This window comes from Microcystis sp. M53598_WE2 (genome assembly GCF_030067735.1).
In the GTDB taxonomy this organism is placed as follows: Bacteria; Cyanobacteriota; Cyanobacteriia; order Cyanobacteriales; family Microcystaceae; genus Microcystis; species Microcystis aeruginosa.
In genome coordinates this window covers 1-3,669 of sequence record NZ_JASJFE010000383.1, presented here as the reverse complement: position 1 = coordinate 3,669, position 3,669 = coordinate 1, and the positions used below count along the sequence as shown (strand labels likewise).

General features: G+C 43.7%; 4 protein-coding genes and 1 pseudogene. All 5 read left to right on the top strand.

The features are described from left to right. Positions 1 to 114 precede the first annotated feature (114 nt). Entirely contained in the window at positions 115 to 348 is a 234-nt protein-coding gene (locus PX636_RS22635) for a hypothetical protein (protein WP_353853462.1), read from the top strand. Continuing rightward, entirely contained in the window at positions 345 to 689 is a 345-nt protein-coding gene (locus tag PX636_RS08300) for a type II toxin-antitoxin system VapC family toxin (protein WP_288116718.1), read from the top strand. Before PX636_RS22635 ends, PX636_RS08300 begins: the two co-directional genes overlap by 4 nt. Before the next feature lie 265 nt (positions 690 to 954). Beyond that, complete coding sequence (locus PX636_RS08295) at positions 955 to 1,881, top strand: UDP-glucuronic acid decarboxylase family protein (RefSeq protein WP_002797871.1); 927 nt, start codon at positions 955 to 957, stop codon at positions 1,879 to 1,881. Positions 1,882 to 1,926: 45 nt separating this feature from the next. After that, a complete protein-coding gene (locus tag PX636_RS08290; RefSeq protein WP_002797870.1) occupies positions 1,927 to 3,312 on the top strand; it encodes a UDP-glucose dehydrogenase family protein in 1,386 nt (461 codons plus the stop codon). A gap of 248 nt (positions 3,313 to 3,560) precedes the next feature. Further along, positions 3,561 to 3,669: pseudogene (locus PX636_RS08285) on the top strand (nitrogenase); the annotation flags it as partial.

Here is a 3,669-nt window from a genome sequence, read left to right as displayed (position 1 = left end):
TTTGCTAATAAACATAGCAAAATTATAGATGATTTCCTGACCTAAGATCACATTTTATTCTTTTTTCCACTTCAATCTAAGAATTGAGAAAAAAGCAAAACCTTATATTATACCATAAAAAAATTATGCAAGAGGTCTATTATAGAATCTATCGATCAACTTTCTTTAGAAGAACAAAACCAATTATTTGAAAAATTAGCGCAGAAAAAACAACAACAAGAGCATCCACTGCTCAATATACCAGTTACACTAACCTATAATCCCCTCTTAGATGAAGTCATAGAGAGTATAGAAACCTATCGTCAAAAAGTTGACCAAGAAGACAGTCAACAAGTTGAAACACCGTGACTCAATATATATTAGATACCGATCATATAACCCTACTGCAAAAACTACATCCGAACTTAGTTCGGAGAGTAGCGTCTATCGATCCTGATGATACGGCTATAACAATTATTACTTTAGAAGAACAAGTAAGAGGATGGTTCAGCGTGATCAGAAAATACTCTCAAAGCCATCAATATGAAAAGTTAATCAAAGGGTATCAAGGTTTGAGAGATGTAGTTAATTATCTGAGCAAATTTAAAATTTTTAACTATACTTTAGAAGCTCATTATCATTTCAGAGAATTACGGGAGCAAAAAATTCGTATAGGAACACAATATCTAAGAATTGCAGCGATTAGTTGATCAGAAAACAGTATTTTAGTAACACGCAATTATCGTGATTTCTCTCAAATCCCTAATTTACGCCTACAAGATTGGACAATATAGAACTCTGTAGGGATGACTAAGAAAATTGTTACATTTTTTAAGGATTACCGAGCCATTATTCAGCCATTAGCCTGGCATTGGCGATCGCTGATCAGTTATCACCGCCTCAAAAAAAATATTTGCCAAAAAGCCAGCGTAAGGGTATTTTAAGAATAATTTTATATGTTTACTTGTCGATTACATGAGAATCCTAGTTACAGGCGGTGCGGGTTTTATTGGTTCCCATCTAATCGATCGCTTGATGGAACAGGGTCAAGAAGTGATCTGTCTGGATAACTTCTACACGGGGGCGCGCAGAAATATCGTTAAATGGCTAGGAAATCCTTATTTTGAGCTAATTCGTCACGATATCACCGAGCCGATCCGTTTAGAAGTCGATCAGATTTATCACCTGGCCTGTCCTGCTTCCCCAATTCACTATCAATATAATCCCGTCAAAACGATTAAAACGAATGTTTTAGGGACTATGTATATGCTGGGTCTAGCTAAACGGGTAAAAGCGCGATTTTTGCTCGCTTCTACCTCGGAAGTCTATGGCGATCCCGATGTGCATCCCCAAACGGAAGAATATCGAGGCAACGTCAACTGCATTGGGCCGCGTTCCTGTTATGACGAGGGTAAACGGGTAGCGGAAACCCTGGCTTTCGAGTATTATCGGGAGCATAAAGTCGATATCCGGGTGGCCAGGATTTTCAACACCTACGGCCCGCGAATGTTGGAAAACGATGGACGAGTGGTGAGTAATTTCGTGGTCCAAGCTTTGCGAGGTGAACCCTTAACGGTGTATGGTGAAGGTTCCCAAACCCGCAGTTTTTGCTATGTTTCTGACCTGGTGGAAGGGTTAATGCGTTTGATGAATGGAGACTTTATCGGGCCGGTTAATTTAGGCAATCCCGACGAATACACAATTTTGGAATTAGCGCAAGTCATCCAAGGCATGATTAATCCCGAGGCCGAATTGGTCTATAAACCACTGCCGGAAGATGATCCCAAGCAGCGACAACCGGATATCGCTCGTGCTAAAACCTATCTAGATTGGAGTCCAACTATTCCTCTACGCCAGGGTTTAAAAATGACGATCGAGGATTTCCGTTCTCGTCTAAGCTAATCCCTAATCAATAAATTTAACCTAATTGTCACCGGAGTGATTATCATGCGTGTTTGTGTTATCGGAACGGGTTATGTGGGTTTAGTCACCGGGGTTTGTCTAGCACATATCGGCCATCATGTTATCTGTATTGATAACAACGAAGAAAAAGTCAAATTGATGAAATCGGGACAATCCCCCATCTATGAACCGGGGTTATCGGAATTAATGCAGTCTTCGGCAGCCTCCGGCAATCTGGAATTCTCCACGGACCTAGAAGCGGGAGTTAAACACGGCGAAATCCTCTTTATCGCCGTTGGTACACCAGCACTACCCACGGGGGAAAGTGACACCCGTTATGTGGAAGCGGTGGCCCGGGGTATTGGGGCCCACCTCAACGGTGGTTATAAAGTAATCGTCAATAAATCGACCGTTCCCATCGGTTCTGGGGATTGGGTACGGATGATCGTCCTCGATGGCGTGGCCGAGAGACAAAAAAATCTCGTGGCTGCGGTTGGCGGTATTAGTACACTAGAACGCATCGAAGCGGAATTCGATGTGGTCAGCAATCCCGAATTTTTACGGGAAGGTTCGGCAGTTTATGATACTTTTAACCCCGATCGCATTGTTTTAGGCAGTAATAACCCGAAAGCCATTGAAATGATGAAGGAATTGTACGCTCCTTTGGTTAAACGCCAATTCGCTGACGATCCCTCCTTGCCTCCCGTTCCCGTGGTGGTTACGGATCTCAGTTCGGCGGAAATGATTAAATACGCCGCTAATGCCTTCCTAGCCACCAAAATTAGCTTTATTAACGAAGTAGCTAATATCTGTGATCGCGTGGGGGCCGATGTCACCCAAGTGGCTAAAGGTATCGGTTTAGATTCCCGTATCGGCAGCAAGTTCCTCTCGGCCGGGATCGGTTGGGGGGGTTCCTGTTTCCCCAAAGATGTGTCGGCTTTGGTACATACCGCAGAAGACTACGGTTACGAAACGGAATTACTTAACGCCGCTATCAATGTTAACAAACGTCAACGGACAATCGCGATCGAAAAACTGCAACAGGAATTAAAAATCCTCAAGGGTAAAACCGTCGGTTTGTTGGGATTAACTTTTAAACCCGATACCGATGATATGCGCGATGCCCCGGCTTTAACCATGATCGAACAGTTAAATCGTTTAGGTGCTAAGGTAAAAGCTTATGATCCGATCGTTTCCCAAAGTGGTTTAAGTCACGGTTTAAGCGGTGTGATTATCGAATCGGATCCAGAAAGATTGGCCGATGGTTGTGACGCTTTGGTGGTGGTGACGGAATGGCAAGAATTCCTCCGTCTCGACTACGGCAAAATGGTTAAAACCATGCGCGAACCCGTGTTAATTGATGGTCGCAATTTCCTCGATCCTGCGGTGGTGACAGCAGCTGGTTTCCGTTACCTCGGGATTGGCCGTTAATCCCAGCAATCCGCCTTTTTATCAGGACTGATGCGGTTGGGGAAGGAGCAAAAAGCACCAACCCTTACCCCCGCTCCTAGGGGCGAAAATTGCCCGATTATGCCGACTGAAAAACGAAAACTTCCTAGTTGACCATGGGGTTATTGGCTATAGTTACATGATGTGAACAGGAGCCACTAGAATCCGGGAGCGCTCGGTAGAATTGAATTGAGAAACTAGAAATCAGTTTTAGCAATACATACATACTTATGGTTAGCTCTGTTCAATACCGCTACACTAACGAACAAGTTAGGGACTGGTTACGGGGATTACTGACAATTGCCTGGTGTGATGGGGATTATAGCACCAGCGAACAGG

What these genes read in the sequence shown, in the direction of transcription:
- PX636_RS08290 (WP_002797870.1), top strand. Translation starts at nt 1,927, where the DNA reads ATGCGTGTTTGTGTTATCGGAACGGGTTATGTGGGTTTAGTCACCGGG.
- PX636_RS08295 (WP_002797871.1), top strand. Translation starts at nt 955, where the DNA reads ATGAGAATCCTAGTTACAGGCGGTGCGGGTTTTATTGGTTCCCATCTA.